This window comes from Pseudomonas sp. A-RE-22 (genome assembly GCF_019956035.1).
In the GTDB taxonomy this organism is placed as follows: Bacteria; Pseudomonadota; Gammaproteobacteria; order Pseudomonadales; family Pseudomonadaceae; genus Aquipseudomonas; species Aquipseudomonas brassicacearum.
In genome coordinates this window covers 1-24410 of sequence record NZ_JAHBCZ010000010.1, presented here as the reverse complement: position 1 = coordinate 24410, position 24410 = coordinate 1, and the positions used below count along the sequence as shown (strand labels likewise).

The following is a 24410-nucleotide window of genomic DNA, read 5'->3' as shown; positions in this document are numbered from 1 at the left end:
ATTCTCTCGACGGTCTCAGTTCACAGCGGACGTCGCTTCGACATGACGCGGCAAGGTCACCCGGATACGGGTGCCGCGTTGGCTTTGTACATCGGCCGGGCTGTCGATGGTGATTTGTCCATAATGCTCTTCAACGATGGAATAGACCAGTGCGAGGCCCAGACCGGTGCCTTCGCCAGGATCCTTGGTGGTGAAGAAAGGTTCGAACAATCGGTCCATGATGTTCTGTGGGATACCGCTGCCTTCGTCTTCGACGATCAGGTCGACCGTGTGTTCGAAGGCTTCACTCTTGACCCGCACCGCGCTGCCGGCCGGTGAGGCGTCCCGCGCGTTGGATAGCAGGTTGATCAACACCTGCGCGAGCCGCTGGGGGTCGCCATCGACCCAATGGTCCGGATCGCACAGGTTGAAGAATTGCACCTCGAAATTGCGCCGGTTGAGCGCCAGCAGACCAATGGCATCCTGGGCCACTTCGGCCAGACAGACGGGCTCGTCATTGTGCTGGTGACCGCCGGCATGGGCGAAGCTCATCAGCGATTGGACGATGCGCGACACGCGCTTGGTCTGTTCGAGGATCTGGCCGCTGATTTCCGTCAGCTCGCCGTCGTCCTCGCGCTCTTCGCGAAGGTTCTGCGCCAGGCAGGCGATGCCGGTGATCGGGTTGCCGATTTCGTGGGCCACCCCGGCGGCCAGCCGGCCGATGCTTGCCAGTCGTTCGGAGTGGACCAGCTTGTCTTCGAGCATCTGGGTATCGGTCAGGTCTTCGACCAGCAGCACCAGGCCGCTGTTACCCGGCGCCAACGGCTCGTCGATCGCCGCCTTGTGCAGGTTCAGCCAACGGGTCTGGCCGTCGAGGGCCAGGTGCTGTTTGTGCAGGTGCTCGTCCGGCAGGTCGATGAAGCCTTGCAGCAAGCCTTTCCACGGCTCGCCCAGGGTGCTCAGGCGTGAACCGACCACGCGCTGGGCCGCGATCCCGGTCAGTTCTTCCATGGCCTTGTTCCACATCAGGATTTCCTGGTCCTTGGCCAGGGAGCACACACCCATCGGCAGTTCCTGCAGGGTCTGGCGATGGTAACGGCGCAAGGCGTCCAATTCGGCGGCAAGGCCGGTGAGGCGCGAATGGTAATCCTCGAGGCGGCTTTCGATGAAGTGGATGTCTTCGGTGACGTAGTTCTCGCCGCCGGCCTTGTAGGGCAGGAATGTCTCGACCATGTCCTGGGCCACGCTGGGGCCCATCAGGCCGGACAGGTTGGCCTCGATCCGGTCCCGCAGGCGACGCAGAGCATACGGGCGACGTTCATCGAAGGGCAGGTAGAGGTCGCGCAGGGCCTGTTCGACTTCCTTTTGCGCGGCCTTGGCGCCCAAGGGCTTGGCCAGTTGCGTGGCGAATTCCTGGGGCGAGGCGGCGTGCAGCTCGCGGCGCTGCGGGCGGCGGACGTTGTCCACCGCGCAGGCTTCGGCGGCGCTGGCCTCTTCGCTGCTGGCGTTGGTGAACAGCGAGATCAGGGTGAACATCAGCACGTTCGCCGCCAAAGAGGCGATGGCCGCCATATGCCAACTGGTGTCGTCGAGCACGTAGATCATGTTCAGCAGCGGAATATAGAAGCCCTGCAGGTTGCCCATCAGCGGCAACAGCATCGCGACCAGCCACACCAGGATCCCTGCCAACAGGCCGGCGATGAAGCCACGGCGGTTGGCGGTCGGCCAATACAGCACCGACAGCACGCCGGGCAGGAACTGCAAGGTGGCAACGAAGGCGACGATGCCCAGGTTGGCCAGGTCCTGTCCCTCACCCAGCATCAGGTAAAAACCGTAGCCGGCCATGATGATCGCGACGATCAGCGCCCGCCGTGTCCATTTCAGCCAGCGGTAGATATTGCCTTCGGCCGGTGGCTGGTAGAGCGGCAGCACCAGGTGGTTGAGGGCCATGCCCGACAATGCCAGCGTGGTGACGATGATCAAGCCGCTGGCCGCCGACAGGCCGCCGACATAGGCCAGCAACGCCAGGGCCTTGCTGTTGGCGGCGATGCCGATACCCAGGGTGAAGTATTCCGGATTGGTACTGGCGCCCAGCTTCAAGCCGGCCCAGAGGATCAGCGGTACCGCCAGGCTCATCAGCAGCAGGAACAGCGGCAGGCCCCAACTGGCGCTTACCAGCGAGCGCGGGTTGAGGTTTTCGGTAAAGGTCATGTGGTACATGTGCGGCATCACGATGGCCGATGCGAAGAACACCAGCAACAGCGTGCGCCATGGGCCTTCCTGCAAGGGCGTATGCAGGGCGGCGAGGGCTGTCTGGTTCTGCAGCAGCCACACTTCCAGCTGTTGTGGGCCGTCGAACACGCCGTACAGGGCATAGAGACCGACACCACCGATGGCAATCAGCTTGATCACTGATTCGAAAGCGATGGCGAACACCAGGCCTTCGTGTTTTTCCCGTGTGGCGATGTGTCGGGAACCAAAGAAAATCGTGAACAGGATGATCAGTACGCAGAAGCTCAGCGCCACCCGGTGCTGCACCGGCTCGCGGGTCAGTATGCTGATGGAGTCGGCCACGGCCTGGATCTGCAGGGCCAGCAGCGGCAGTACCCCGACCAGCATGAAGATCGTGGTCAGCGCGCCGGCCCAGGTGCTGCGAAAGCGAAAGGCGAACAGGTCGGCCAGCGACGACAGTTGGTAGGTGCGGGTGATTTTCAGGATCGGATAGAGCAACACCGGCGCCAGCAGGAACGCGCCCGATACGCCGAGGTAACTGGAGAGGAAACCATAGCCGTACTGATAGGCCAGCCCGACCGTGCCATAGAACGCCCATGCGCTGGCATAGACACCCAGCGACAGGGTGTAGGTCAACGGGTGGCGGATGATCGCCCGGGGGATCATGCCTCGTTCGCTGATCCAGGCTACGCCGAACAGCACTGCCAGGTAGGCGGCGCTGATCAGGACCATCTGGGTCAGGCTAAAGCTCATCGGCATCTTTTTGGCTCTGCAGGATGAAGGTCACGACAATCAGGATCAGCCAGAGCAGATACGGCCGATACCAGGCACCCGTGGCATCGATCCACCAATCCATGATGGCCGGGGAGAACAGATAAATCCCCACTACCAGGAGCAGGACCAAGCGATAGATATACATCCCGGCCTCTCTAATTTATGCGCGTGCCCAAAAAACGTGCGGCGATGGTAACGGATGGGCGCCAAGCTGCAAGGGCCGTCAACGCATTTGCGCTTCGGGCAGGCTCAGTGTGCGCGGGATCTTGCCTGCATCCCAGTGGCGAATGCCCCAAGCCAGCAGTTCCCGTGGGCTGGCATCGACCAGTTCGAGGCCCGGTTGCTGGCCCAGCGCGCGCAACGCCCGTAACAGCAGTGGCGTGGCCTGATCGGCTGCCAGGGGCGGTGAGCGGTAGGATTTACCGAGCTTGTGCCCGTCGGGCTGGGTGATCAGCGGCACGTGCAGGTAACGCGGTTGCGGCAAGCCGAGCAGTTCTTGCAGGTAGAGCTGGCGCGGCGTGGAGTCCAGCAGGTCGGCGCCGCGCACGATATCGGTCACCCCTTGCCAGGCGTCGTCCAGGACCACGGCCAATTGATAGGCGTAGAGCCCGTCGCGGCGGCGTATCACGAAGTCGCCGACCTCACGGCGCAGGTGCTGGCGGAACTCGCCCTGGACCCGGTCGGTGAAGTGGTACTCAAGTTCGGGGACGCGCAGGCGGATGGCGGCGTCCTCGGTGTCGTGCCCGGCGTTGCGGCACAACCCCGGATAAATGCCCTGGTACGCCTCCAGTTGCTTGCGCGAACAGATGCAGGCGTAGGCCAGGCCCTGGCTGAACAGCCGGTTGATGACCTGATCGTAGGCGTCATGGCGCTCGCTCTGGCGAACCATCTCGCCGTCCCATTCGAACCCGTAGCTTTCCAGTGCCTTGAGAATCGCCGCTTGCGCCCCCGGCTCCTCCCGGGGCGGGTCGAGGTCTTCCATGCGCAGCAACCAACGCCCGCCCATGGCGCGGGCATCCAGGTACGACGCCAGTGCGGCGACTAGTGAACCGAAGTGCAAGTAGCCGCTGGGGGTAGGGGCGAAGCGGCCGATGTAGGGGGCGGTGGCAGTCATAAGGCGAATGTTACTGAGTCTGAGCGGTAGGAATACAAATCTTGATGCCGAAGCATATCCCCCTGTGGGAGCGAGCTTGCTCGCGATAGCGGTGTATCTGTCACATCAACGCTGGCTGACCCACTGCTATCGCGAGCAAGCTCGCTCCCACAGGGATATTGAAAGTATCGGAAACAAAAAACGGAGCGTATGAACGCTCCGTTTCGGTGACAGCCCCGGCAGTTACTTGCCGACCTGTTTTTCCTTGATTTCCGCCAGGGTCTTGCAGTCGATGCACAGATCGGCTGTCGGGCGGGCTTCCAGGCGGCGAATGCCGATCTCGATGCCGCAGGACTCGCACCAACCGTATTCTTCGTCTTCGATCAACTGCAGGGTCTTGTCGATTTTCTTGATGAGCTTGCGCTCGCGATCACGGGCGCGCAGTTCGAGGCTGAACTCTTCTTCCTGACTGGCACGGTCGGCCGGGTCGGGGAAGTTGGCCGCTTCGTCTTTCATGTGATCCACGGTGCGGTCGACTTCCTGCATCAAGTCCTGTTTCCACTTGTTCAGGATCTTGGTGAAGTGCGCGCGCATGGGGGCGCCCATGTACTCTTCGCCAGCTTGCGGGACGTACGGCTCAAACCCGCTGAGCGTTTGATTTTGATTTTGCTTTGCTTGGGTGGGCATGAATGGACCGCCTCTACTCTTGTAATCCACTACGCAGGATTGCTCCATCACCGACACCTGCCGGCCCTGCGGCTGCAAGCGGGCGAACTTACCAGATCAAATCGGGCCGCGCTACTCCCGGTTGTCGAGCCTGCGGTGGCCGGGGCTTGTAAAACGTGGCCGGGTTCGCTTCGGTGGGGATTTAAACCTGCTCAATGCTTGATTCTAGTCAAGCCTGGGCCAATCGCGGGAGTCATTTCCTGCAATTCACGGGCTCAGACCACTTACGGTTCGCGCGCGTTCCCGCAGTTGTTTCTGACTTGGCTGGAGAGTTGGGTAGAATCGGTTCTTTTTCCCCCTGAAGGAAGGCCAATGGCTCAGCCCTACAGTGCGCGCAGCCGCGCCATCGAACCTTTCCATGTGATGGCGTTGCTGGCCCGTGCCAACGAACTGCAGGCCGCCGGGCATGACGTCATCCATCTGGAGATCGGCGAACCGGACTTCACCACCGCCGAGCCAATCATCCAGGCCGGCCAGGCCGCGCTGGCGGCGGGCAAGACCCGCTACACCGCGGCCCGTGGCATTCCCGAGCTGCGCGAGGCCATCGCCGGTTTCTACGCTCAGCGCTATGGGGTGGAGATTGCCCCCCGGCGCATCCTCGTGACTCCGGGCGGGTCCGGCGCGTTGTTGCTGGCCAGCGCCTTGCTGGTGGACCCAGGCAAGCATTGGCTGCTGGCCGACCCCGGTTATCCGTGCAACCGTCATTTCCTGCGCCTGGTCGAAGGGGCGGCGCAATTGGTGCCGGTGGGGCCGGATGTGCGTTACCAATTGACGCCAGACCTGGTGAACCGCTATTGGGATCAGGACAGCGTCGGTGCGTTGGTGGCCTCACCGGCCAACCCGACCGGGACGATTCTCACCCGGGACGAGCTGGCGGGACTGTCCAAGGCCACCAAGGGCCACAACGGCCATCTGGTGGTGGACGAGATCTATCACGGCCTGACCTACGGCACCGACGCCGCCAGCGTGCTGGAAGTCGATGACGATGCCTTTGTCCTTAACAGTTTTTCCAAGTATTTCGGCATGACCGGCTGGCGACTTGGCTGGCTGGTGGCCCCTTCGGCGGCTGTCGGCGAGCTGGAAAAGCTCGCGCAGAACCTCTACATCAGTGCGCCGAGCATGGCCCAGTACGCCGCCCTGGCCTGTTTCGAGCCGGCGACCATCGAGATCTTCGAGCAGCGACGGGCCGAGTTTGCGCGGCGCCGTGACTTTCTACTGCCGGCCTTGCGTGAGTTGGGCTTCGGTATTGCGGTGGAGCCGGAAGGGGCGTTTTACCTCTATGCCGATATCAGTGCGTTCGGCGGCGATGCCTTTGCGTTCTGCCAGCACTTCCTGGAGACCGAACACGTGGCCTTTACACCGGGCCTGGATTTCGGCCGCCATCAGGCCGGTCACCACGTGCGTTTCGCCTACACCCAGAGCCTGCCGCGGCTACAGGAAGCGGTGGCACGAATCGAACGCGGACTACGGAGCTGGCAAGGCTGATGCATTTTTCCCCTGCGTTGGAAGAGGGTCGCTTGATTCGACGTTACAAGCGTTTTCTCGCCGATATCGAGACCGTTCACGGCGAACTTCTCACTATTCACTGCCCCAACACCGGCTCGATGCTCAATTGCATGGCTGAAGGCGCGCGTGTCTGGTTCAGTCGCTCCAGCGACCCCAAGCGCAAGTTGCCCGGCACCTGGGAAATCGGCGAAACCCCTCAAGGGCGGCTCGCCTGCATCAATACCGCGCGGGCCAACGCCTTGGTCGAAGAAGCCTTGCGCTCCGGGGTCATCAGCGAACTGAAAGGGTTTACCGGGCTCAAGCGGGAAGTGGCTTATGGGGTGGAAAACAGCCGTATCGATTTTCGCCTGGACTACGATCAAGGCTCGGCCTGGGTCGAAGTCAAAAGTGTCACGCTGGGGTTCGATGGCACGAATGTGGCGGCGTTTCCCGATGCGGTGACCCTGCGCGGGGCCAAACACCTGAGGGAACTCGCCTGCCTGGCCCGGGAAGGTGTGCGAGCGGTGCAGCTGTATTGTGTGAACCTGAGCGGCATCGAAGCGGTGCGCCCGGCACAGGAAATCGACCCGGTGTACGCCGCGGCCTTGCGTGATGCGGTGGCGGCGGGTGTGGAGGTGCTGGCCTATGGGGTCACGCTGACATCCGAGCAGATGTGGGTGGACCGTGCGTTGCCGGTATTGCTAGAGCTCGACCCAGATGCCTTGCTCGTCCTCCCGGCTGTCTAGCGCAGCCAGGAACTGACCGGCGCAGGGGCCCGCCACGCATTCGCCGCTTTCTATCAGGAACAGCGCGCCGTGAGTGGCGCACTGGATCAGAGTGGCGCTGGGGTCGAGGAACTGGTCGGGTTGCCATTCCAGCGGTACGCCCCGGTGCGGGCAGCGGTTGAGATAGGCATACACTTGGCCGGCACGCCGCACGGCCAGCACCTTGCGCCCATCGAGGTCGAAACCGCGACTGCCGTTGTCGGGCAATTGGGCGGCGGTACAAAGAAACTTCATGTGTGTCTCAATATTTGTCGGAGTGAATCCACTGTGGGAGCGAGCTTGCTCGCGATGACGGCGGCACATTCAACATCTCGGTGACTGACTCGCCGCTATCGCGAGCAAGCTCGCTCCCACAAGGTTTCGTGTGGCAAAAGATCCACGCTTGACGGTCAAATGAAAACAATTATCAAATGGCGCCTTCTTCGCAGGAGGCTGAGGATACTTGGCCATGCCCGGTCCTGTGAAAAACTTCTTTGAGGAAGCTGCCCGATGCGCCTGAATATCCGCGTTGTTGCGCTCTGTGTCGCACTGTTGGTCAACCAGGGGGCCAGCGCGGCTCAATTGCCGCAACGCTGGGTCAGTGCCGGCGGCGCCGTGTCGGAGTGGGTCAGTGCGCTGGGGGGCGAATCGAAGCTGGTGGGCGTGGACTCCACCAGCCAGCATCCTGAATCCTTGCGGGCCTTGCCCAGTGTTGGCTATCAGCGACAGCTGTCGGCGGAGGGCGTGCTGAGCCTGCGTCCGCAGATCCTGGTGGGCACTGAGGAAATGGGGCCACCGCCCGTGCTGGCGCAAATTCGCAGCGCCGGTGTGCAGGTCGAACTGTTCTCGGCCACACCAGACCTGCCGGCCCTGCAGGGCAATTTGCGGCACCTGGGAAAACTGCTGGGGGCCGAGGCCGAGGCGGCGCGGTTGTTCGACCTTTATCAAAAACAACTCACCCAGCAACAGGCCCGGGTGACCGAAGCCCAGCGCAAGCAAAAGGCTCCCGGCGTATTGCTGTTGGTGGGTAGTTCCGGCGGCAAACCACTGGTTGCGGGCAAGGGCACTTCCGCTGATTGGTTGTTACAGCAGGCCGGCGGTCACAACCTGGCGACCCACAGCGGCTACAAGTCTTTTTCCGTGGAAACCCTGGCCAGCCTGAATCCGCAAGTTCTGGTCTTTGCTGACCGTGCCTTGAGCGGTGAAGAAGCGCGTGCGGCGTTGTTCAGGGAAAACCCGATTCTTTCTTCGACCCGGGCCGCCAGGGACGGGCGCGTCATGGAGCTTGATCCGACGCTGCTGGTAGGCGGCTTGGGCCCGCGGTTGCCACAAAGCCTGATGACACTGACGGCAGGCTTTTATCCGGCTGCGTCGGCCACGGCGCCATGACCTCGTTGGTCAAGCCAGGTACCTTGTTCATTGGCCTGGGCCTGCTGTGTCTGCTGGCAACCTGGCTGTCCCTGGCCCTGGGGCCGGTAAGTTTGCCGTTGCTCGACACCTTGCGCGCTGCCTTGCGTCTGTTGGGCTTGCCGGTGGCCGCCGATGGCCTGGAGCAGGCCGAACTGATCCTTGGCCAGATCCGCTTGCCGCGTACCTTGCTGGGGTTGGCGGTGGGCGGGGTGTTGGCGTTGTCCGGTGTGGCGATGCAGGGGTTGTTTCGCAACCCACTGGCGGACCCGGGGCTGGTGGGTGTGTCCAGCGGTGCGGCACTGGGCGCCGCGTTCGCCATTGTCGGTGGCTCGGCGCTGGGTGGGTTGCCCGAAGCCTTTGGCCCCTACGTGCTGTCGTTGTGTGCATTTCTTGGCGGGCTCGGCGTTACGGCGCTGGTCTATCGTCTCGGGCGACGCAACGGCCAGACCCATGTCGCGACCATGCTCCTGGCCGGTATTGCCCTGACCGCGCTGTCCGGTTCGGCCGTCGGCCTGTTCACCTACCTGGCGGACGACGCGACCCTGCGCACCCTGACGTTCTGGAACCTGGGCAGTCTCAACGGCGCCAGCTATGCGCGGTTGTGGCCGCTGTTGCTGGTCAGCGTCGGCGTGGCGCTCTGGCTACCACGGCGGGCCCGGGCGCTCAATGCACTGTTGCTAGGGGAGTCCGAGGCTGCCCACCTGGGCGTTAACGTCGAAAGCCTCAAGCGTGAACTGGTGTTTTGTACGGCCATGGGGGTTGGCGCGGCGGTGGCGGCGGCGGGCATGATCGGCTTTGTCGGGCTGGTAGTGCCGCATCTGGTGCGCCTGGTGGCGGGCCCCGACCACCGTGTGTTGCTGCCCGCTTCGGTGTTGGCGGGTGCCAGCCTGCTGTTGTTCGCCGACCTGGTGGCGCGCCTGGCCCTGGCCCCTGCGGAATTGCCGATCGGCATTGTCACGGCCTTCATAGGCGCGCCGTTCTTCCTTTATCTATTGGTGCGAGGGCGCGCCTGATGCTGCGAGCGCAGAACCTGCACATTCAACGTGGCCGCAAGACGGTGCTGGCGGACGTCGATCTCGAACTCAACCCTGGCGAAGTGCTCGGAGTGCTTGGGCCCAACGGCGCAGGTAAAAGTACTTTGTTGGCGGGGCTGTGCGGCGAACTGCGCCCGGCCCAGGGGCAGGTCTGGCTCGATGACCGGCCATTGGCCCAGTGGCAGGGTGCCGAGCGCGCCCGGTGCCTGGCGGTCTTGCCGCAGTCCTCGACCCTGGATTTCGCCTTTCGTGTCGAGGAGGTCGTCGGCATGGGGCGCCTGCCGCACCAGAGTGGTCGAGTGCGCGATGAGCAAGTCGTCGCCGCGGCGCTGCAAGCGGCAGACGCCGCGCATCTGCACGGTCGCAGTTACCTGGCGTTGTCCGGCGGTGAACGTCAGCGGGTGCACCTGGCGCGGGTGTTGGCGCAGTTGTGGCCAGGTGAAGCGGGGCAAACCCTGTTGCTGGACGAGCCGACCTCGATGCTCGATCCGCTGCACCAGCACACCATCCTCCTGGCGGTGCGTGAATTCGCCAGTCGCGGCGCTGCCGTGCTGGTGATCCTGCATGACCTGAACCTGGCGGCGCGTTACTGTGATCGCCTGTTGCTGCTCGCGTCCGGTCGGCCGGTGGCCCTGGACACGCCCCGGCATGTGCTGCGCCCGGAACCGCTCAAGGCGGTGTTTGGCTTGGACGTGCTGGTGCAAGACCATCCGGAGCGTGGGCATCCATTGATCATTGCCCGCTGAGGGCACCCTGGAGGATATGGACGTGCGCCTGCTTCTGATTCTGGCATTGAGTGTACTGACGGCGTGTCAGAGCATCGCACCGCCCCCACTCGGCGGACGAATCCGTGATTTGCACAATGGCCAGGCCGTGACGCCCCAGGCATTGGTTGAACGCTTGGCCAAGGCGCCTCGGGTGGTGGTGGGGGAGCGGCACGACAATCGCGATCACCACGCGCTGCAGGTCTGGCTGCTCCAGGCCCTGGCCGGGCAGCGGGCCCAGGGCAGTCTGTTGCTGGAAATGCTCACCCCCGCCCAGCAGCCACGCGTTGATTCGGTCCGCCAGTTACCCGCCTTGCCGAAGGACCTGCCCGGCGCACTGGGCTGGTCGCCCGGCTGGGATTGGAGCCTGTATGGCCCCGTCGTCGAGTTTGCCCTGGCGCAACGCTATCCGCTGTTGGCCGCCAATCTGGACGCCGCCGAGATTCAGCGCTTCTATCGACAAGCACCGGGCTTGATGGGCGCTCGCTCCAATGCAGTCACTGTGAAGGACGAATTGTTGGGGCAAATCCGTGAATCCCACTGCGGTTTGCTGCCAGAGTCGCAAATGCCGGCGATGCTGGCCGTGCAGCAACAGCGTGACCGACGCATGGCCGAACGCCTGCTGCAAGCGCCGACACCGGCATTGTTGTTCGCCGGTGCCTGGCATGCGCGAAAGGATGTTGGTGTGCCGCTGCATGCGCTGGATCTTGGCGCCAGCGAGGCACCGATCGTCCTGATGCTGGCCGAGGAGGGCAGTGAGGTGACGTCGGCCATGGCGGATTACGTGTGGTACACGCCGGCCATGCCGCCACAGGATTACTGTGCGCAGATGCGTGAACACGTCGGAAAGTGATTTTCTACAGGCAAAAAAAGACCCGGCAAAAGCCGGGTCAAATAACCGTGATTAGCCTGATGAGGAGATATCTGAGAGTCCGAACCAAGGGCTGTTCAAATATCGACCAGTCTCGCGACCGGATGTGGTAATCATAGCGATTCTCATTACCATGTCAAACATTGTTTTGCGATTCGCCGAAATAACCTCGCGGTCAGGGTCCGTGCAGGAAACGAAAGGGCGTCAGGCCTTGTGGCGCGTCGAAATGGCGTCCAGCTGTTTATTCAGGGCTTCTTTGCGCTCGGCGGGAATGTCATTCCAATGCACATCCATCAACGCGCCCTCGATGGCGTACAGCAACACCTTGGAAGCCCGGAAGCCGCGCGTGCGTACGGCGCGATAGGCGTCCACCGCGCCGAGCCGGCGTAGATCGGATGCGCTGTGGATGCCCACAGCGTGCAGCCACTGGGCTGATGTCTTGCCCAGATTCTTCAGGTGTTGCAGTTCATCATTCATCGAGCCTCCTTGCGACGGCCGACTGGTGCAGTGGGCAAGCTTCTGAGCAGTGTAGCGGTCAGTAGGAAAAGCGTGATTGTTTGGTCGGATTCGACGCAAAAGCTTCTAATGCATTACGCACGATGGGGTGGGAAAGGCTGCAAACTATATGCTCCAGCGCAAGCGGGGGCGCTGGAGATCCGTTCAGCCTGTGGCAGGTCCGCTCGTTGGCCGACCCGCTTCAAACAGGTTCAGCGAGTGCGGTAGCGCAACCGGGTGCCGAAGTTCATCGACATCAGGATCTCGTCCGCAGACAGTTCCGGCGGGAAGTAGGCACCGGAGATTTGCGCGTGGGCCAGGCTCGCGCCTTCCAGTGACGACTTGCGAAAATCGATGCCACGCAGATCGGCGGAGCGGAAGTAGGCGTCGCTGAAGTCAACGTCGTCCGCATTCAGTTCCCGCAGATCAAGGCCTCGAAAGTCGCCGCCACGCATGTCGACCGGGCCTTGTGGGCGTTCGTTGTTGAACCCGGCGATATCGTCTTTGCGCAGCAAGGCATATAGCGGGGTATTGAGAAGCTTGGGAAGGCTCATTTCATATCACCTGTTGGTTTTATGACGCCAGTATAGTGCCACTATTTGACGGCCGTGAAGCCGGGCATCGCTTCACGGCCGAAAAAATATCTACAGGCCTGGCAGGCGCTGACGGATCTGCGCGACCACGATGTCGAGTGTGCCGCTTTCATTGGTTTGGACCCGTTTGCTGCAGAGAATTTCCGCCGGGGTCAGGGCTTCGCGGCTGGATTGTTGTGCGGCAATGACCGCCAGGTTCGCATCGGAGGGGTCTTTCTGGTCGGCCTGACGCTGTGCCAGGCGGCTTTCGATGACCGCTTGCGGCGCGTCGCAGTCGAGAATCAGGAACGGAGCACCGGTGGCCTCGGCGATTTTCGCCGCTGCGTCGCGTTGATCGCGCTTGAGGTAAGTGGCATCGATCACTACCGGGAAGCCGGCGCGCAGGATCACCGCGGCGATTTCATGCAGGCGGGCGTAGGTAGCGCTGCTGGCGTCACTGCTATAGATGCCGGCCTCTGGATCGTTGGGTACTTGTTGCTGGCCGAACAGACGCTTGCGCTCCACGTCCGAACGCAGGCGAATGGCGCCCAGCGCCTCTACCAGGCGCATCGCGACATGGCTTTTGCCAACGGCCGAGACGCCGTGGGTGATGGCCAGGAAGCGCGAAGGAATGGTGCTGTAGCTTTCCGCCAGGTTGGCGTAGTTGCGGTACTGGCGCAGGGTGGTGGCGCGCTGCACCGGATCGGCTTCGGCCGGCATGCTGAACAACACGACTTTTGCCCGGACCAGGGCACGATAGGCTTTATAGAAGTTCAGCAGCTCCAGGCCCTGGTAGTCACCGGTCAGTTCCAGGTACTGGCTGACGAAGCGCCGTGCCAGCGATTTCAGGCCTCGGTCCTCCAGGTCCATCGCCAGGAATGCGGTGTCGGCGTAGACGTCGGTGAAACGGAACGGTTCGTTGAACTCGATGCAGTCGAAAATCACCACCTTGCCGTCGATCACGGTGGCGTTGCCCAGGTGGATATCACCGTGGCATTCGCGGATGAAACCTTCGGCTTTGCGTTGGGTGAACAGCGGCTTGAGGCGTTCGAAGCTGCTCTCGGCCCAGGCTTGCAGGGCTTCGAGTTGCAACAGGTCGGCCTTGTCGTTGAGGAACGGGCGGATCTGTTCGAAGTTCTGCAGCACCGGTGCCATCACGCTTTGCGGGGTGCCGGCGTCGTTTTCGGCGGGCACCTTGGGCGTGGAGAGATGGAACTGGGCGATCTGCGCGGCCATCTCGTCGATGTGCGCGGTGGTCAGTTCGCCGTTGGCTTGCAGCGTGCTGAGCAGTTCGCTCTGCGGGAACTGACGCATCTTCAGGGCGTACTCGATGGCCGGGCCGTCGCCACCCAGCTGTGGCGCTTCGGCGCTGCCGGTAATCGGCAGGACGTCCAGGTACAGGTCCTGGGTCAGGCGCTGGTTGAGGCGTAACTCCTCACCACAGAAGTGCTTGCGCGCCTCGAGGCTGGTGAAGTCGAGGAAGCCGAAGTTGACCGGCTTTTTGAATTTGTAGGCGTATGGCCCAGTGAGCAATACCCAGGAAATGTGGGTCTCGATGACCTGGAACCCTTCGACGGGATGTGGGTAGAGGGCCGGGTTTTGCAGGGCAGCGATCAGGGATTGGCTCACGGGCGGTCCTTCATAGACTGGAAAAATTCAAGGCCGTCATTATGGCCGCAAGCCGCGCTAACGCAAACCGCGTGGAGGGCTCATGTTGAACCGAGGCAAAGTGCGTATAATCCGCCGCCATGACTCGTACCCGATCCCCCCGTACCCCCAAGAAACCACCCGCCAGCCGCCTGCGGCCCTGGCTGGGCTGGGCCCTTAAACTCAGCCTGGTGGGCCTCGTCGTGCTCGCCGGTTTTGCGGTCTATCTCGATGCCGTGGTCCAGGAGAAGTTCTCCGGAAAGCGCTGGACCATTCCGGCCAAGGTCTATGCCCGGCCGTTGGAGCTGTTCGTCGGACAGAAGCTGAGCAAGGATGATTTCCTGACCGAGCTCGATGCCTTGGGTTATCGCCGTGAAAGCGTGGCCAATGGTCCGGGTGCGGCCTCGGTCAATGGCAATACCATCGACCTCAACACCCGTGGCTTTCAGTTCTATGAAGGCATGGAGCAGGCACAACCGGTGCGGGTGCGTTTTTCCGGCGATTATGTCGCTGCGCTGACCGGCGCCAACAACGCAAGCCTGTCGGTGGTGCGCCTTGAGCCGCTGCTCATTGGTGGCCTGTACCCCAAGAACCTCGAAGACCGGATCCTGATCAAGATCGACCAGGTGCCGCCGTTCCTGCTCGATACGCTGATCGCCGTCGAAGACCGCGACTTCTACCATCACTTCGGCGTCTCGCCCAAGTCGATTGCCCGGGCCATCTGGGTCAATACCTCCTCGGGCCACATGCGCCAGGGCGGCAGTACCCTGACCCAACAGTTGGTCAAGAACTTCTACCTGACCAACGAACGCAGCCTGACCCGCAAGCTCACCGAAGCCATGATGGCGTTGTTGCTGGAGCTGCACTACGACAAGCAGGAGATCCTGGAGGCGTACCTCAACGAGGTATTTATCGGTCAGGACGGTCAACGGGCGGTGCACGGTTTCGGCCTCGCCAGCCAGTTCTTCTTCAGCCAACCGCTGTCCGAACTCAAGTTGCATCAGGTGGCGTTGCTGGTGGGCATGGTCAAGGGACCGTCTTCCTACAACCCGCGTCGTAATCCGGAACGCGCCCTCGAACGGCGCAACCTGGTGCTCGACCTGCTGCAACAACAGGGTGTGGCGACGGCCGAGCAAGTCGAAGCGGCGAAAAAGATGCCGTTGGGCGTGACCAAGCGCGGCAGCCTGGCGGACAGCTCCTTCCCCGGCTTCATGGATCTGGTCAAGCGTCAGCTGCGGGAAGACTACCGCGACGAAGACTTGACCGAAGAAGGCCTGCGCATCTTCACCAGTTTCGATCCGATCCTGCAGATGAAGGCTGAAGCCTCGGTCGAGGACACTTTCAAGCGGCTGGGTGGGCGCAAGGGCGCCGACGAAGTTGAAGCGGCCATGGTGGTGACCAACCCGGAAACCGGTGAAGTCCAGGCCATGATCGGCAGCCGGCAGGCCAGTTTCGCCGGTTTCAACCGAGCGCTGGATGCGGTGCGTCCGATTGGCTCGCTGATCAAGCCGGCGGTGTACCTCACCGCCCTGGAAAAGCCGAGCCAATACACGCTGACCAGTTGGCTGTCGGATGAGACCTTCTCGGTCAAGGGCGCCGATGGCCAGGTCTGGAAACCGCAGAACTATGATCGTCGTTCCCACGGCACAGTGTTCCTGTACCAGGGGCTGGCGCATTCCTACAACCTGTCGACGGCTCGCCTCGGGCTGGAAGTCGGCGTGCCGAACGTACTCAAGACCCTGGCGCGCCTGGGGGTTAGTCGCGAATTCCCGGCGTTCCCATCGATGTTGCTGGGGGCCGGTGGCCTTACGCCGATCGAAGTGGCGGCCATGTACCAGACGCTGGCCAACGGCGGCTTCAATACGCCGATGCGCGGGATCCGCAGCGTGCTGACCGCCGATGGCGAACCGCTCAAGCGTTATCCGTTCCAGGTCCAGCAGCGTTTCGATCCGGCCTCCATTTACCTGATCCAGAGCGCGATGCAGCGGGTCATGCGTGAAGGCACCGGCAGCTCGGTCTATAACGTGCTGCCCCGGACCCTGACCCTGGCGGGCAAGACCGGTACCAGTAACGACTCGCGCGACAGCTGGTTTGCCGGCTTCAGCCAGGACCTGCTGGCGGTGGTCTGGCTCGGACGTGATGACAATGGCAAGACCCCGTTCACCGGTGCCACCGGTGCGCTGCAGGTCTGGACCAGCTTCATGCGCAAGGCCGACCCGTTGCCGCTGGACATGCCGCAACCGGACAACATCGTCCAGGCGTGGGTTGATTCGCGCACGGGGCAAGGCTCCGATGCCAATTGCCCGGGCGCCGTGCAGATGCCGTATATTCGCGGCAGCGAACCGCCACCCGGTGCAGCCTGTGGCGGCACGAATCCCGCCGAATCGGTGATGGATTGGGTCAAGGACTGGATGAATTAAGCAAAGAGGGTTTCAAGTGAACAAGTGGTTGATTCCAGCGGTAACGGCCGTGGCTTTGCTCAGTGGTTGCTCTACCGTACAACGCGGTTCGATTCCGGTCGTTGATTCCGGCACCGCTGTTTCCAACAGCGAGCGGGTCTCGGCCAATGGCGGTTTCCGTCAAACGACAGTGAAGCGGCCGGCGCAGGGCCAGGTCCAGGCAATCCCGCAGGGCGACACCGGTGTCGTCGTGATGGTGCCTGGTGGCGGCGCGACGACCTCGGCGCCGATCAGCAGCACGCCGATCACGCCGGGCCCGATCACCCCCGGGCCAATCGAAACCTCGCCGATCGACCAGGGCAGCTACAGCATGCCTTCGACGCCGAGCAGCATTCCATCGGCAGGAGCCGGTGGTCTGTCCGCCGATGAACAGCTCGACGGCCCGGTTCTGGCCCTGTTGACCACGGCGCAACAGCAACAGGCCGGTGGTGACCTCAACGGTGCGTCTTCCAGCCTGGAGCGTGCCCAGCGTGTCGCGCCGCGCGAACCCCAGGTGCTTTATCGCCTGGCCCAGGTGCGCATGGCCCAGGGCGATGCGCCGCAAGCCGAACAGCTGGCCCGTCGTGGCCTGACATTCTCCAGTGGTCGCCCGGCACTTCAGGCCAGCCTGTGGGAGTTGATCGCCCAGGCCCGTGAGAAACAGGGCGATTCCGCTGGCGCGGCATTGGCCCGTCAGAAGGCCAAGGTTTCGCTTTGATGGATACGCGTTTTCCTCAAATCGCCGATCAGTTGTTGTTGATCGAGCGGGAACTGCGGGTCCAGGGCTGGTGGAGCGATGTTTCGCCTTCGGCGCAGGCACTGGCCAGTGTCGAGCCGTTCGCGGTCGACACCCTGGACTTCGAGCAATGGCTGCAATGGATCTTCCTGCCCAGGATGAAAGCCATCCTGGAAAACGACCTGCCGCTGCCCAACGCCTCGGGCATCCTTGCCATGGCCGAGATGGTCTATGCCCAGCGGCCAGGGCAGGGCATCGAGTTGCAGCGGCTGCTGGCGCAGTTCGATCAGTTGATCAGCAACGCCGGCTGACCGGCATTACTGACAATTCTCCTCGATTTGCTTGCGGGTCTCGTCGATCCGCTGGCGCCGCTCTTCTTCGGTGAGGCGACGCATTTCCCCCTCTACGTCTTCGCGCACCCTGGGGTTGTTCTGCAATTGCGCCAGATTGGTCCGGGCCTGTTCGCAGAACGCCTTGAGTTGGGCTTCCTGCTCGGCAATCTGTTTCTTGACCTGTTGGTCGATGGCCTTCTGGTCGCCAATGACTCCGCCAGACGGCGGTGCCGCCGGTTTGGCGGGCGGCGGGGCGGACTTGATCACGGTCGTGGCCTCCGTGCCTTCGGGCGGCTGGGCGCCGAAGTGGGTAACGCCTTGGGCGTCCACCCATTTGTAGACCTGACCGGCCATGCACATCGGGCTCAGGCCAACCAGCAGGCTGGCCGTCAAGAAGATCATTCGCATGCTGTTTCCTTGTCATGGGTTGCGCAATTGAAGCTAACACAGTTGCCGTTTAAAGGTTTTTTCTTGCGTTCTCATGCGCTTACTTCGAATAAAACACATAGACGACTTGACTTGAAGGAGGCGAAACAGAAGAATCCAAAGTCCGCTGTAGAGGGACTGCCAGAAGCAGACCCACTCAGCAGATCATGAGGCGCACATCCGCGCCGACCTGTTACACCCGCAACGCGTTACCTCGCGCTGGGTGGGAAAGGCCCGCAACACTTGGGACGATCCCAATACTTGCTCAGTCAGTGCTGACGTAGTCGGCGACCACCGTCGCTCATGCTCTGCCGAGAAGTAAACCTATTAAGACCCGTCCCTTTCTTGTGGGTCGGTATTCTGGCGTTTTAGAGGTGAACAACGTGGAGCTTTTATCTGGCGGTGAGATGCTCGTCCGCTTTTTGCGTGACGAAGGCGTCAAATATATCTACGGGTACCCCGGTGGTGCTCTTCTTCATGTCTATGATGCCCTGTTCAAAGAACCGGAAGTGACCCATATCCTGGTTCGTCACGAGCAGGCCGCCACCCATATGGCTGACGGCTATGCCCGTGCCACCGGCAAGGCCGGCGTGGTACTGGTGACTTCCGGTCCAGGCGCCACGAACGCCATCACCGGTATCGCCACCGCGTACATGGACTCCATCCCGATGGTGATCATTTCCGGCCAGGTGCCCAGCACCATGGTGGGTACCGACGCATTCCAGGAAACCGACATGATCGGTATCTCCCGGCCGATCGTGAAGCACAGCTTCATGATCAAGCACGCGTCGGAAATCCCGGAAGTCATGAAGAAGGCCTTCTACCTGGCAGAATCCGGTCGTCCGGGCCCGGTCGTGGTCGATGTTCCGAAAGACATGACCAACCCGGCCGAGAAGTTCGAATACATCTTCCCGAAAAAAGCCAAGCTGCGTTCCTACAGCCCGGCCGTGCGCGGCCACTCCGGGCAAATCCGCAAGGCAGCCGAAATGCTCCTGGCAGCCAAGCGCCCTGTGCTGTACTCCGGTGGTGGCGTGATCCTCGGTGGTGGCTCCGCGCCGCTGACCGAACTGGCGAAAATGCTCAACCTGCCGGTCACCAATACGCTGATGGGCCTGGGCGCGTTCCCGGGCACCGACCGTCAGTTCATCGGTATGCTCGGCATGCACGGCAGCTACACCGCCAACCTGGCGATGCACCACGCCGATGTGATCCTGGCGGTCGGCGCACGTTTCGACGACCGCGTCATCAATGGTCCGGCGAAATTCTGCCCGAACGCCAAGATCATCCACATCGACATCGACCCGGCGTCCATCTCCAAGACCATCAAGGCAGACGTGCCGATTGTCGGTCCTGTAGAGAGCGTGCTGACCGAAATGGTCGCCATCCTCAAGGAAATCGGCGAGGTTCCAAACAAGGAATCCGTGGCCAGTTGGTGGAAGCAGGTTGATGAATGGCGCGGCGATCGCGGCCTGTTCCCTTATGACAAGGGTGACGGCAGCGTGATCAAGCCGCAGACCGTGATCGAAACCCTGTGCGAAGTGACCAAGGGCGATGCCTTTGTGACCTCCGACGTGGGCCAGCACCAGATGTTCGCTGCGCAGTACTACAAGTTCGACAAGCCCAATCGCTGGATCAACTCTGGCGGCCTGGGCACCATGGGCTTCGGTTTTCCGGCGGCCATGGGCATCAAGTTAAGCTTTCCAGAGGCTGATGTCGCCTGCGTCACGGGCGAAGGCAGCATCCAGATGAACATCCAGGAACTGTCCACCTGCCTGCAATACGGTTTGCCGGTGAAGATCGTGATCCTGAACAACGGCGTGTTGGGGATGGTTCGCCAGTGGCAGGACATGAGCTACGGCAGCCGTCACTCGCACTCGTACATGGAATCGTTGCCTGATTTCGTCAAGCTGGCAGAGGCCTACGGTCACGTTGGCGTGCGCATCACCGAATCGAAGGATTTGAAGTCGAAGATGGAGGAAGCGTTCGCCATGAAGGATCGCCTGGTGGTGATCGATATTGCGGTCGACACCAGCGAGCACGTCTACCCGATGCAGATCAAAGACGGCTCCATGCGCGATATGTGGCTGAGCAAGACGGAGCGTACCTAATCATGCGACATATTATTTCCCTGCTTCTGGAAAACGAACCAGGTGCGCTGTCTCGTGTTGTGGGCCTGTTCTCGCAGCGCAACTACAACATCGAAAGCCTGACCGTGGCGCCAACCGAAGATCCGACCCTGTCGCGTCTGACGCTGACCACCGTAGGGCACGATGAAATCATCGAGCAGATCACCAAGAACCTGAACAAGCTGATCGAGGTGGTCAAGCTGGTGGACCTGTCGGAAAGCGCTCACATCGAGCGTGAACTGATGCTGGTCAAGGTCAAGGCCACCGGCGCCCAGCGCGCCGAGATCAAACGCACTACCGATATTTATCGTGGGCAGATCGTCGATGTCAGCGCCAGCGTCTATACCGTTCAGTTGACCGGTACCAGCGACAAGCTCGACAGCTTCATTCAATCGATCGGCACTGCCTCGATTCTGGAAACCGTACGCAGTGGCGTCACCGGGATTGCCCGTGGCGACAAAGTACTGAGCATCTAACCAAATTAGCGAATGGCCTGAACGGCCGGATATAGGGGAAATTCATGAAAGTTTTCTACGATAAAGACTGCGACCTGTCGATCATCCAGGGCAAGAAAGTCGCCATCATCGGCTACGGCTCCCAAGGTCACGCCCAAGCGTGCAACCTGAAAGATTCCGGCGTTGACGTGACTGTCGGCCTGCGTAAAGGCTCGGCCACCGTTGCCAAGGCCGAGGCCCATGGCCTGAAAGTGACCGACGTGGCTTCTGCCGTTGCTGCGGCCGACCTGGTCATGATCCTGACCCCGGACGAGTTCCAATCGGCGCTGTACAAGAACGAAATCGAACCGAACATCAAGAAAGGCGCCACCCTGGCCTTCTCCCACGGTTTCGCGATCCACTACAACCAGGTTGTGCCACGTGCCGACCTCGACGTGATCATGATCGCGCCGAAGGCCCCGGGTCACACCGTGCGTTCCGAGTTCGTGAAAGGCGGCGGTATCCCTGACCTGATCGCGATCTACCAGGATGCGTCCGGCAACGCCAAGAACGTGGCCCTGTCCTACGCTGCTGGCGTGGGTGGCGGCCGTACCGGCATCATCGAAACCACCTTCAAGGACGAAACCGAAACCGACCTGTTCGGCGAGCAAGCCGTTCTGTGCGGCGGTACCGTCGAGCTGGTCAAGGCCGGTTTCGAAACCCTGGTTGAAGCTGGCTACGCGCCGGAAATGGCCTACTTCGAGTGCCTGCACGAACTGAAGCTGATCGTTGACCTCATGTATGAAGGCGGTATCGCCAACATGAACTACTCGATCTCCAACAACGCCGAATACGGCGAGTACGTGACCGGTCCGGAAGTCATCAACGCCGAATCCCGTCAGGCCATGCGCAACGCCCTGAAACGTATTCAGGACGGCGAATACGCCAAGATGTTCATCAGCGAAGGCGCTACCGGCTATCCTTCGATGACCGCCAAGCGTCGCAACAATGCCGCTCACGGTATCGAAATCATCGGCGAGCAACTGCGCTCGATGATGCCGTGGATCGGTGCCAACAAGATCGTCGACAAAGCCAAGAACTAAGTCGCGAACTTGATCGAAAAACGCGGCCTCGGCCGCGTTTTTTCGTTTGGGCGGTGGCTTCTGGTATAAAGCTGCATCGTTTGCGGCCGAACCGTCGTCCCAGACATCTGTCGAATTTTTTCACACCGTTGCAAGGTATTGTCCATGAGCGAACGTCCCGACGAGCCAAACCAGGCTCCTGACGCCGAAAGCCTGTTGCCCATCGATGAGCACGTCGAAGAAGGCCATGACGCTGAAGGCCGTAAGGTCCGGCATCGTGGCATCTATCTGTTGCCGAACCTGTTCACCACCGCGAACCTGTTCGCCGGTTTCTATTCCATCATCAGCTCCATGAGTGCCCAGGCTGCCTTGAGCGCTGGCGATAGCGCAGGGGCGAGCCGTTACTTCGCGTTCGCCGCCATTGCGATCTTCGTCGCCATGGTGCTCGATGGCCTGGACGGGCGCGTGGCTCGCATGACCAATACCCAGAGTGCGTTTGGCGCCGAATATGATTCGCTGTCCGACATGGTCGCTTTTGGCGTCGCTCCCGCCTTGCTGGCGTTCGGTTGGGCGCTGGGGGACATGGGCAAGGTCGGCTGGATGGTTGCCTTTATCTATGTGGCGGGGGCGGCGTTGCGCCTGGCTCGTTTCAACACCCAGGTTGGCAAGGCTGACAAACGTTACTTCATCGGCCTGGCCAGTCCGGCTGCGGCGGGTGTCGTGGCAGGTGTTGTCTGGGCATTCAGCGACTACGGCATCCAGGGGTCGAAAATGTCGTTCCTGGTGGCGTTGCTGGTTGCGGCGGCCGGGATGTTGATGGTCAGTAATATCAAGTACAACAGCTTCAAGGAGCTGGATCTGAAGGGCCGTGTGCCGTTCGTGGCGATTCTGGCGGTGGTGCTGGTGTTCGCAGTGGTGTTCAGTGATCCGCCGCGTATCCTGTTGTTGGTGTTCCTGGGCTATGCCGCCTCCGGACCGGTGCAATACTTGTTGCGTCTTCGCCGACGCTAAACGTTGCCTTAATGTAATTTCCCCCATACTCCGCAGTCTATTGGTGCACCTGCCCTCCAATACTGCGGAGTTGTCATGCTGATCAAGATCCCCAAGTCGTCCGACTGCCGTGAATCGGACGTCACGCCCGAATCCCTCTATCTATCCCGTCGACAAATGCTCGGTGCAACCCTGGCTGGCCTCGCCGTCAGCGGCTTGCCTCAATGGGCCAGTGCTGCCGATGCGGCGCGGTATGCCGATGTCGAGCCCGGCAAGGCGCCGTCCTGGTTTGCCGAGAAACTGCCTTCAGTCCAATGGGGCGCGGTCACGGTCAAGAATGAGCCCATCACGCCGTTCAAGGACGCGACCCATTACAACAACTTCTATGAGTTCGGAACCGACAAGGGAGACCCGGCAGCCAATGCCGGGTCGTTGAAGACCGAGCCCTGGAGCGTGGTCGTGGACGGGGAGGTGGGCAAGCCGGGACGCTACGGGTTGGAAGACTTCATGAAGCCTTATCAACTGGAAGAGCGTATCTATCGATTGCGCTGTGTCGAGGCCTGGTCGATGGTTATTCCGTGGATTGGCTTCCCCATCTCTGCATTGCTCAAGCAGGTCGAGCCGACCTCCAAGGCCAAGTACATCCGCTTCGAAACCCTGCAGGATCCCAAGGTCATGCCGGGGCAGCGTTCCGGTTTCGCCTTGATCAACTGGCCATATGTCGAAGGCTTGCGATTGGATGAGGCCATGAATCCGTTGGCTATCCTGGCGGTGGGAATGTACGGACGGGAGTTGCCGAACCAGAATGGCGCGCCGCTGCGGCTAGTGGTCCCATGGAAATACGGTTTCAAAAGTGTGAAGTCCATCGTGCGTATCAGTCTGGTGAGTGAGCAGCCGAAGACGACTTGGCAGAGCATCGCGTCTGACGAATACGGTTTCTATGCCAACGTCAATCCGACGGTCGATCATCCGCGGTGGACCCAGGCGCATGAGCGTCGTTTACCGAGCGGGCTGTTCAGTCCCAATGTTCGCGATACGTTGATGTTCAACGGCTATCAGGATGAAGTCGCTTCTTTATATGCAGGGATGGACCTGAGGAAGGACTACTGATGCGTTTTCCAGTCTGGCGAATCGGCGTCTTCATCGCGGCGGCGATCTGGCCCTTGTTCTGGCTTTACGAGGCCTTGATGAACTCGCTGGGTCCTGACCCGGGCAAGGTGCTGGTGGATCGGCTCGGGTTGGGCACGTTGATCCTGTTGTTGATCACCTTGAGCATGACGCCGCTGCAAAAGCTGACGGGATGGGCAGGGTGGATTGCGGTCAGGCGGCAGTTGGGGTTGTGGTGCTTTACTTATGTGGTGCTGCATTTGAGCGGGTATGCGGCGTTCATATTGGGGTTCGACTGGTCGCAGCTGGGCGTCGAGTTGAGCAAGCGGCCTTACATTATTGTCGGGGCGCTTGGCTTTCTCGGCCTGCTGGCGCTGGCGGTCACATCCAATCGCTACAGTCAGCGGCGGCTTGGCGTGCGCTGGAAGAAATTGCACCGCCTGGTTTATCTGATCCTGGGGCTTGGGTTGTTGCATATGCTGTGGATCGTGCGGGCAGATCTGAAGGAGTGGGCGATATACGCCTTTATAGGGGCTGTACTGTTGATGCTGAGAGTCCCGCCGGTTATGCGTCGGATCCCGCGTTTGCTGGGTAGGAAAGTTCCTTCTGCAACAAAAGCGTAATTAGGGGTTGACGGCAGATTCTGGAAGTCTATAATTCGCCCCACTTCCGGCGCAGTCGAAACGGAAAACTCCTTGAGATTCAATGAGTTAAGTAAGTTTCGAAGGTGTTGGGCTTCAGTTCATCGACGCCCGGAAGGAGCAGATAGAGCGGTGTTGTTTGGCTCTATCAGCGGTTCGATCTTCTCGGTCGAAAGCGGTGAAAAAGAGGTGTTGACAGCAGCGAGTAACGCTGTAGAATTCGCCTCCCGCTAACGAGAGATCGGAAGCGCA

At 61.3% G+C, this 24410-nt stretch carries 24 protein-coding genes; 15 read left to right on the top strand and 9 right to left on the bottom strand.

Annotated features, from left to right (window positions below):
* Positions 1-15: 15 nt before the first annotated feature.
* The 4 genes from KGA89_RS05915 to dksA form a co-directional block, all read right to left on the bottom strand.
* Positions 16-2970 (bottom strand): sensor histidine kinase, encoded by a 2955-nt coding sequence (locus KGA89_RS05915; RefSeq protein WP_181819118.1) that lies wholly within the window; start codon positions 2968-2970, stop codon positions 16-18.
* Positions 2954-3130 (bottom strand): hypothetical protein, encoded by a 177-nt coding sequence (locus KGA89_RS05910; protein WP_003176118.1) that lies wholly within the window; start codon positions 3128-3130, stop codon positions 2954-2956. The genes KGA89_RS05915 and KGA89_RS05910 overlap by 17 nt, the downstream gene beginning before the upstream one ends.
* A gap of 78 nt (positions 3131-3208) precedes the next feature.
* On the bottom strand, positions 3209-4099 hold the full coding sequence (gene gluQRS / locus KGA89_RS05905; RefSeq protein WP_223470889.1) for a tRNA glutamyl-Q(34) synthetase GluQRS: 891 nt from the start codon (positions 4097-4099) through the stop codon (positions 3209-3211).
* 222 nt (positions 4100-4321) lie between these two features.
* A complete protein-coding gene (dksA, locus tag KGA89_RS05900; protein ID WP_003185494.1) occupies positions 4322-4765 on the bottom strand; it encodes an RNA polymerase-binding protein DksA in 444 nt (147 codons plus the stop codon).
* A 351-nt stretch (positions 4766-5116) separates the two neighbouring features.
* On the opposite strand from dksA, the gene KGA89_RS05895 reads away from it, so the two are divergent.
* Both KGA89_RS05895 and sfsA read left to right on the top strand, forming a co-directional pair.
* On the top strand, positions 5117-6289 hold the full coding sequence (locus KGA89_RS05895) for a pyridoxal phosphate-dependent aminotransferase (RefSeq protein ID WP_223470887.1): 1173 nt from the start codon (positions 5117-5119) through the stop codon (positions 6287-6289).
* On the top strand, positions 6289-7035 hold the full coding sequence (gene sfsA / locus KGA89_RS05890) for a DNA/RNA nuclease SfsA (protein ID WP_223470885.1): 747 nt from the start codon (positions 6289-6291) through the stop codon (positions 7033-7035). The genes KGA89_RS05895 and sfsA overlap by 1 nt, the downstream gene beginning before the upstream one ends.
* On the opposite strand, the gene KGA89_RS05885 is transcribed toward sfsA, so the two are convergent.
* A complete protein-coding gene (locus KGA89_RS05885; protein WP_223470883.1) occupies positions 6991-7308 on the bottom strand; it encodes a Rieske (2Fe-2S) protein in 318 nt (105 codons plus the stop codon). The two genes, sfsA and KGA89_RS05885, sit on opposite strands and share 45 nt — an antisense overlap.
* Before the next feature lie 255 nt (positions 7309-7563).
* On the opposite strand from KGA89_RS05885, the gene KGA89_RS05880 reads away from it, so the two are divergent.
* Genes KGA89_RS05880 through KGA89_RS05865 form a run of 4 tightly spaced genes read left to right on the top strand, consistent with a single transcriptional unit; the run spans position 7564 to position 11114 of the window.
* On the top strand, positions 7564-8442 hold the full coding sequence (locus KGA89_RS05880) for a hemin ABC transporter substrate-binding protein (RefSeq protein WP_038857101.1): 879 nt from the start codon (positions 7564-7566) through the stop codon (positions 8440-8442).
* 50 nt (positions 8443-8492) lie between these two features.
* Positions 8493-9476, top strand: coding sequence for a FecCD family ABC transporter permease (locus KGA89_RS05875; RefSeq protein ID WP_167331299.1), 984 nt, complete (start codon positions 8493-8495; stop codon positions 9474-9476).
* Positions 9476-10243 (top strand): heme ABC transporter ATP-binding protein, encoded by a 768-nt coding sequence (locus tag KGA89_RS05870; RefSeq protein ID WP_003205626.1) that lies wholly within the window; start codon positions 9476-9478, stop codon positions 10241-10243. Before KGA89_RS05875 ends, KGA89_RS05870 begins: the two co-directional genes overlap by 1 nt.
* 16 nt (positions 10244-10259) lie before the next feature.
* Positions 10260-11114, top strand: coding sequence for a ChaN family lipoprotein (locus tag KGA89_RS05865; RefSeq protein ID WP_223470881.1), 855 nt, complete (start codon positions 10260-10262; stop codon positions 11112-11114).
* Positions 11115-11336: 222 nt separating this feature from the next.
* Here KGA89_RS05865 and KGA89_RS05860 read toward each other — a convergent pair whose 3' ends face one another.
* The 3 genes from KGA89_RS05860 to KGA89_RS05850 all read right to left on the bottom strand — a co-directional run bounded on the left by KGA89_RS05860 (position 11337) and on the right by KGA89_RS05850 (position 13828).
* A complete protein-coding gene (locus KGA89_RS05860) occupies positions 11337-11609 on the bottom strand; it encodes a TfoX/Sxy family protein (protein WP_003205623.1) in 273 nt (90 codons plus the stop codon).
* A gap of 230 nt (positions 11610-11839) precedes the next feature.
* Entirely contained in the window at positions 11840-12181 is a 342-nt protein-coding gene (locus tag KGA89_RS05855; RefSeq protein ID WP_003205621.1) for a pentapeptide repeat-containing protein, read from the bottom strand.
* Positions 12182-12271: 90 nt separating this feature from the next.
* Entirely contained in the window at positions 12272-13828 is a 1557-nt protein-coding gene (locus KGA89_RS05850; RefSeq protein WP_223470878.1) for an AAA family ATPase, read from the bottom strand.
* A gap of 119 nt (positions 13829-13947) precedes the next feature.
* On the opposite strand from KGA89_RS05850, the gene mrcB reads away from it, so the two are divergent.
* Genes mrcB through KGA89_RS05835 form a run of 3 tightly spaced genes read left to right on the top strand, consistent with a single transcriptional unit; the run spans position 13948 to position 17331 of the window.
* Positions 13948-16266 carry a penicillin-binding protein 1B gene (mrcB, locus tag KGA89_RS05845; protein ID WP_223470877.1) on the top strand — a complete coding sequence of 773 codons (2319 nt, stop codon included), beginning with the start codon at positions 13948-13950 and terminating at the stop codon, positions 16264-16266.
* A 16-nt stretch (positions 16267-16282) separates the two neighbouring features.
* A complete protein-coding gene (locus KGA89_RS05840) occupies positions 16283-17002 on the top strand; it encodes a tetratricopeptide repeat protein (RefSeq protein ID WP_003205617.1) in 720 nt (239 codons plus the stop codon).
* Positions 17002-17331: a YqcC family protein gene (locus KGA89_RS05835; RefSeq protein ID WP_003205615.1), complete on the top strand. Its 330-nt coding sequence runs from the start codon at positions 17002-17004 to the stop codon at positions 17329-17331. The genes KGA89_RS05840 and KGA89_RS05835 overlap by 1 nt, the downstream gene beginning before the upstream one ends.
* Before the next feature lie 6 nt (positions 17332-17337).
* On the opposite strand, the gene KGA89_RS05830 is transcribed toward KGA89_RS05835, so the two are convergent.
* A complete protein-coding gene (locus tag KGA89_RS05830) occupies positions 17338-17760 on the bottom strand; it encodes a DUF4124 domain-containing protein (RefSeq protein WP_013694219.1) in 423 nt (140 codons plus the stop codon).
* A gap of 401 nt (positions 17761-18161) precedes the next feature.
* Here KGA89_RS05830 and KGA89_RS05825 point away from each other — a divergent pair, with 401 nt between their 5' ends.
* The 6 genes from KGA89_RS05825 (at position 18162) to msrQ (ending at position 24140) form a co-directional block, all read left to right on the top strand.
* Entirely contained in the window at positions 18162-19886 is a 1725-nt protein-coding gene (locus KGA89_RS05825; protein WP_003205612.1) for an acetolactate synthase 3 large subunit, read from the top strand.
* Between the two features lie 2 nt (positions 19887-19888).
* On the top strand, positions 19889-20380 hold the full coding sequence (gene ilvN, locus KGA89_RS05820) for an acetolactate synthase small subunit (RefSeq protein ID WP_003205610.1): 492 nt from the start codon (positions 19889-19891) through the stop codon (positions 20378-20380).
* Positions 20381-20424: 44 nt separating this feature from the next.
* Positions 20425-21441 carry a ketol-acid reductoisomerase gene (gene ilvC / locus KGA89_RS05815; RefSeq protein WP_003185459.1) on the top strand — a complete coding sequence of 339 codons (1017 nt, stop codon included), beginning with the start codon at positions 20425-20427 and terminating at the stop codon, positions 21439-21441.
* A 144-nt stretch (positions 21442-21585) separates the two neighbouring features.
* On the top strand, positions 21586-22431 hold the full coding sequence (gene pssA, locus KGA89_RS05810; RefSeq protein ID WP_013694218.1) for a CDP-diacylglycerol--serine O-phosphatidyltransferase: 846 nt from the start codon (positions 21586-21588) through the stop codon (positions 22429-22431).
* 75 nt (positions 22432-22506) lie between these two features.
* On the top strand, positions 22507-23520 hold the full coding sequence (msrP, locus tag KGA89_RS05805; protein ID WP_123351436.1) for a protein-methionine-sulfoxide reductase catalytic subunit MsrP: 1014 nt from the start codon (positions 22507-22509) through the stop codon (positions 23518-23520).
* Positions 23520-24140 carry a protein-methionine-sulfoxide reductase heme-binding subunit MsrQ gene (gene msrQ / locus KGA89_RS05800; protein WP_003205600.1) on the top strand — a complete coding sequence of 207 codons (621 nt, stop codon included), beginning with the start codon at positions 23520-23522 and terminating at the stop codon, positions 24138-24140. Before msrP ends, msrQ begins: the two co-directional genes overlap by 1 nt.
* Positions 24141-24410: the final 270 nt, after the last annotated feature.

Coding starts and splice junctions, on each gene's coding strand:
- KGA89_RS05915 (WP_181819118.1), bottom strand. CDS start 2,970: ATGCCGATGAGCTTTAGCCTGACCCAGATGGTCCTGATCAGCGCCGCC.
- KGA89_RS05910 (WP_003176118.1), bottom strand. CDS start 3,130: ATGTATATCTATCGCTTGGTCCTGCTCCTGGTAGTGGGGATTTATCTG.
- gluQRS (WP_223470889.1), bottom strand. CDS start 4,099: ATGACTGCCACCGCCCCCTACATCGGCCGCTTCGCCCCTACCCCCAGC.
- dksA (WP_003185494.1), bottom strand. CDS start 4,765: ATGCCCACCCAAGCAAAGCAAAATCAAAATCAAACGCTCAGCGGGTTT.
- KGA89_RS05895 (WP_223470887.1), top strand. CDS start 5,117: ATGGCTCAGCCCTACAGTGCGCGCAGCCGCGCCATCGAACCTTTCCAT.
- sfsA (WP_223470885.1), top strand. CDS start 6,289: ATGCATTTTTCCCCTGCGTTGGAAGAGGGTCGCTTGATTCGACGTTAC.
- KGA89_RS05885 (WP_223470883.1), bottom strand. CDS start 7,308: ATGAAGTTTCTTTGTACCGCCGCCCAATTGCCCGACAACGGCAGTCGC.
- KGA89_RS05880 (WP_038857101.1), top strand. CDS start 7,564: ATGCGCCTGAATATCCGCGTTGTTGCGCTCTGTGTCGCACTGTTGGTC.
- KGA89_RS05870 (WP_003205626.1), top strand. CDS start 9,476: ATGCTGCGAGCGCAGAACCTGCACATTCAACGTGGCCGCAAGACGGTG.
- KGA89_RS05865 (WP_223470881.1), top strand. CDS start 10,260: ATGGACGTGCGCCTGCTTCTGATTCTGGCATTGAGTGTACTGACGGCG.
- KGA89_RS05860 (WP_003205623.1), bottom strand. CDS start 11,609: ATGAATGATGAACTGCAACACCTGAAGAATCTGGGCAAGACATCAGCC.
- KGA89_RS05855 (WP_003205621.1), bottom strand. CDS start 12,181: ATGAGCCTTCCCAAGCTTCTCAATACCCCGCTATATGCCTTGCTGCGC.
- mrcB (WP_223470877.1), top strand. CDS start 13,948: ATGACTCGTACCCGATCCCCCCGTACCCCCAAGAAACCACCCGCCAGC.
- KGA89_RS05835 (WP_003205615.1), top strand. CDS start 17,002: ATGGATACGCGTTTTCCTCAAATCGCCGATCAGTTGTTGTTGATCGAG.
- KGA89_RS05830 (WP_013694219.1), bottom strand. CDS start 17,760: ATGCGAATGATCTTCTTGACGGCCAGCCTGCTGGTTGGCCTGAGCCCG.
- ilvN (WP_003205610.1), top strand. CDS start 19,889: ATGCGACATATTATTTCCCTGCTTCTGGAAAACGAACCAGGTGCGCTG.
- ilvC (WP_003185459.1), top strand. CDS start 20,425: ATGAAAGTTTTCTACGATAAAGACTGCGACCTGTCGATCATCCAGGGC.
- pssA (WP_013694218.1), top strand. CDS start 21,586: ATGAGCGAACGTCCCGACGAGCCAAACCAGGCTCCTGACGCCGAAAGC.
- msrP (WP_123351436.1), top strand. CDS start 22,507: ATGCTGATCAAGATCCCCAAGTCGTCCGACTGCCGTGAATCGGACGTC.
- msrQ (WP_003205600.1), top strand. CDS start 23,520: ATGCGTTTTCCAGTCTGGCGAATCGGCGTCTTCATCGCGGCGGCGATC.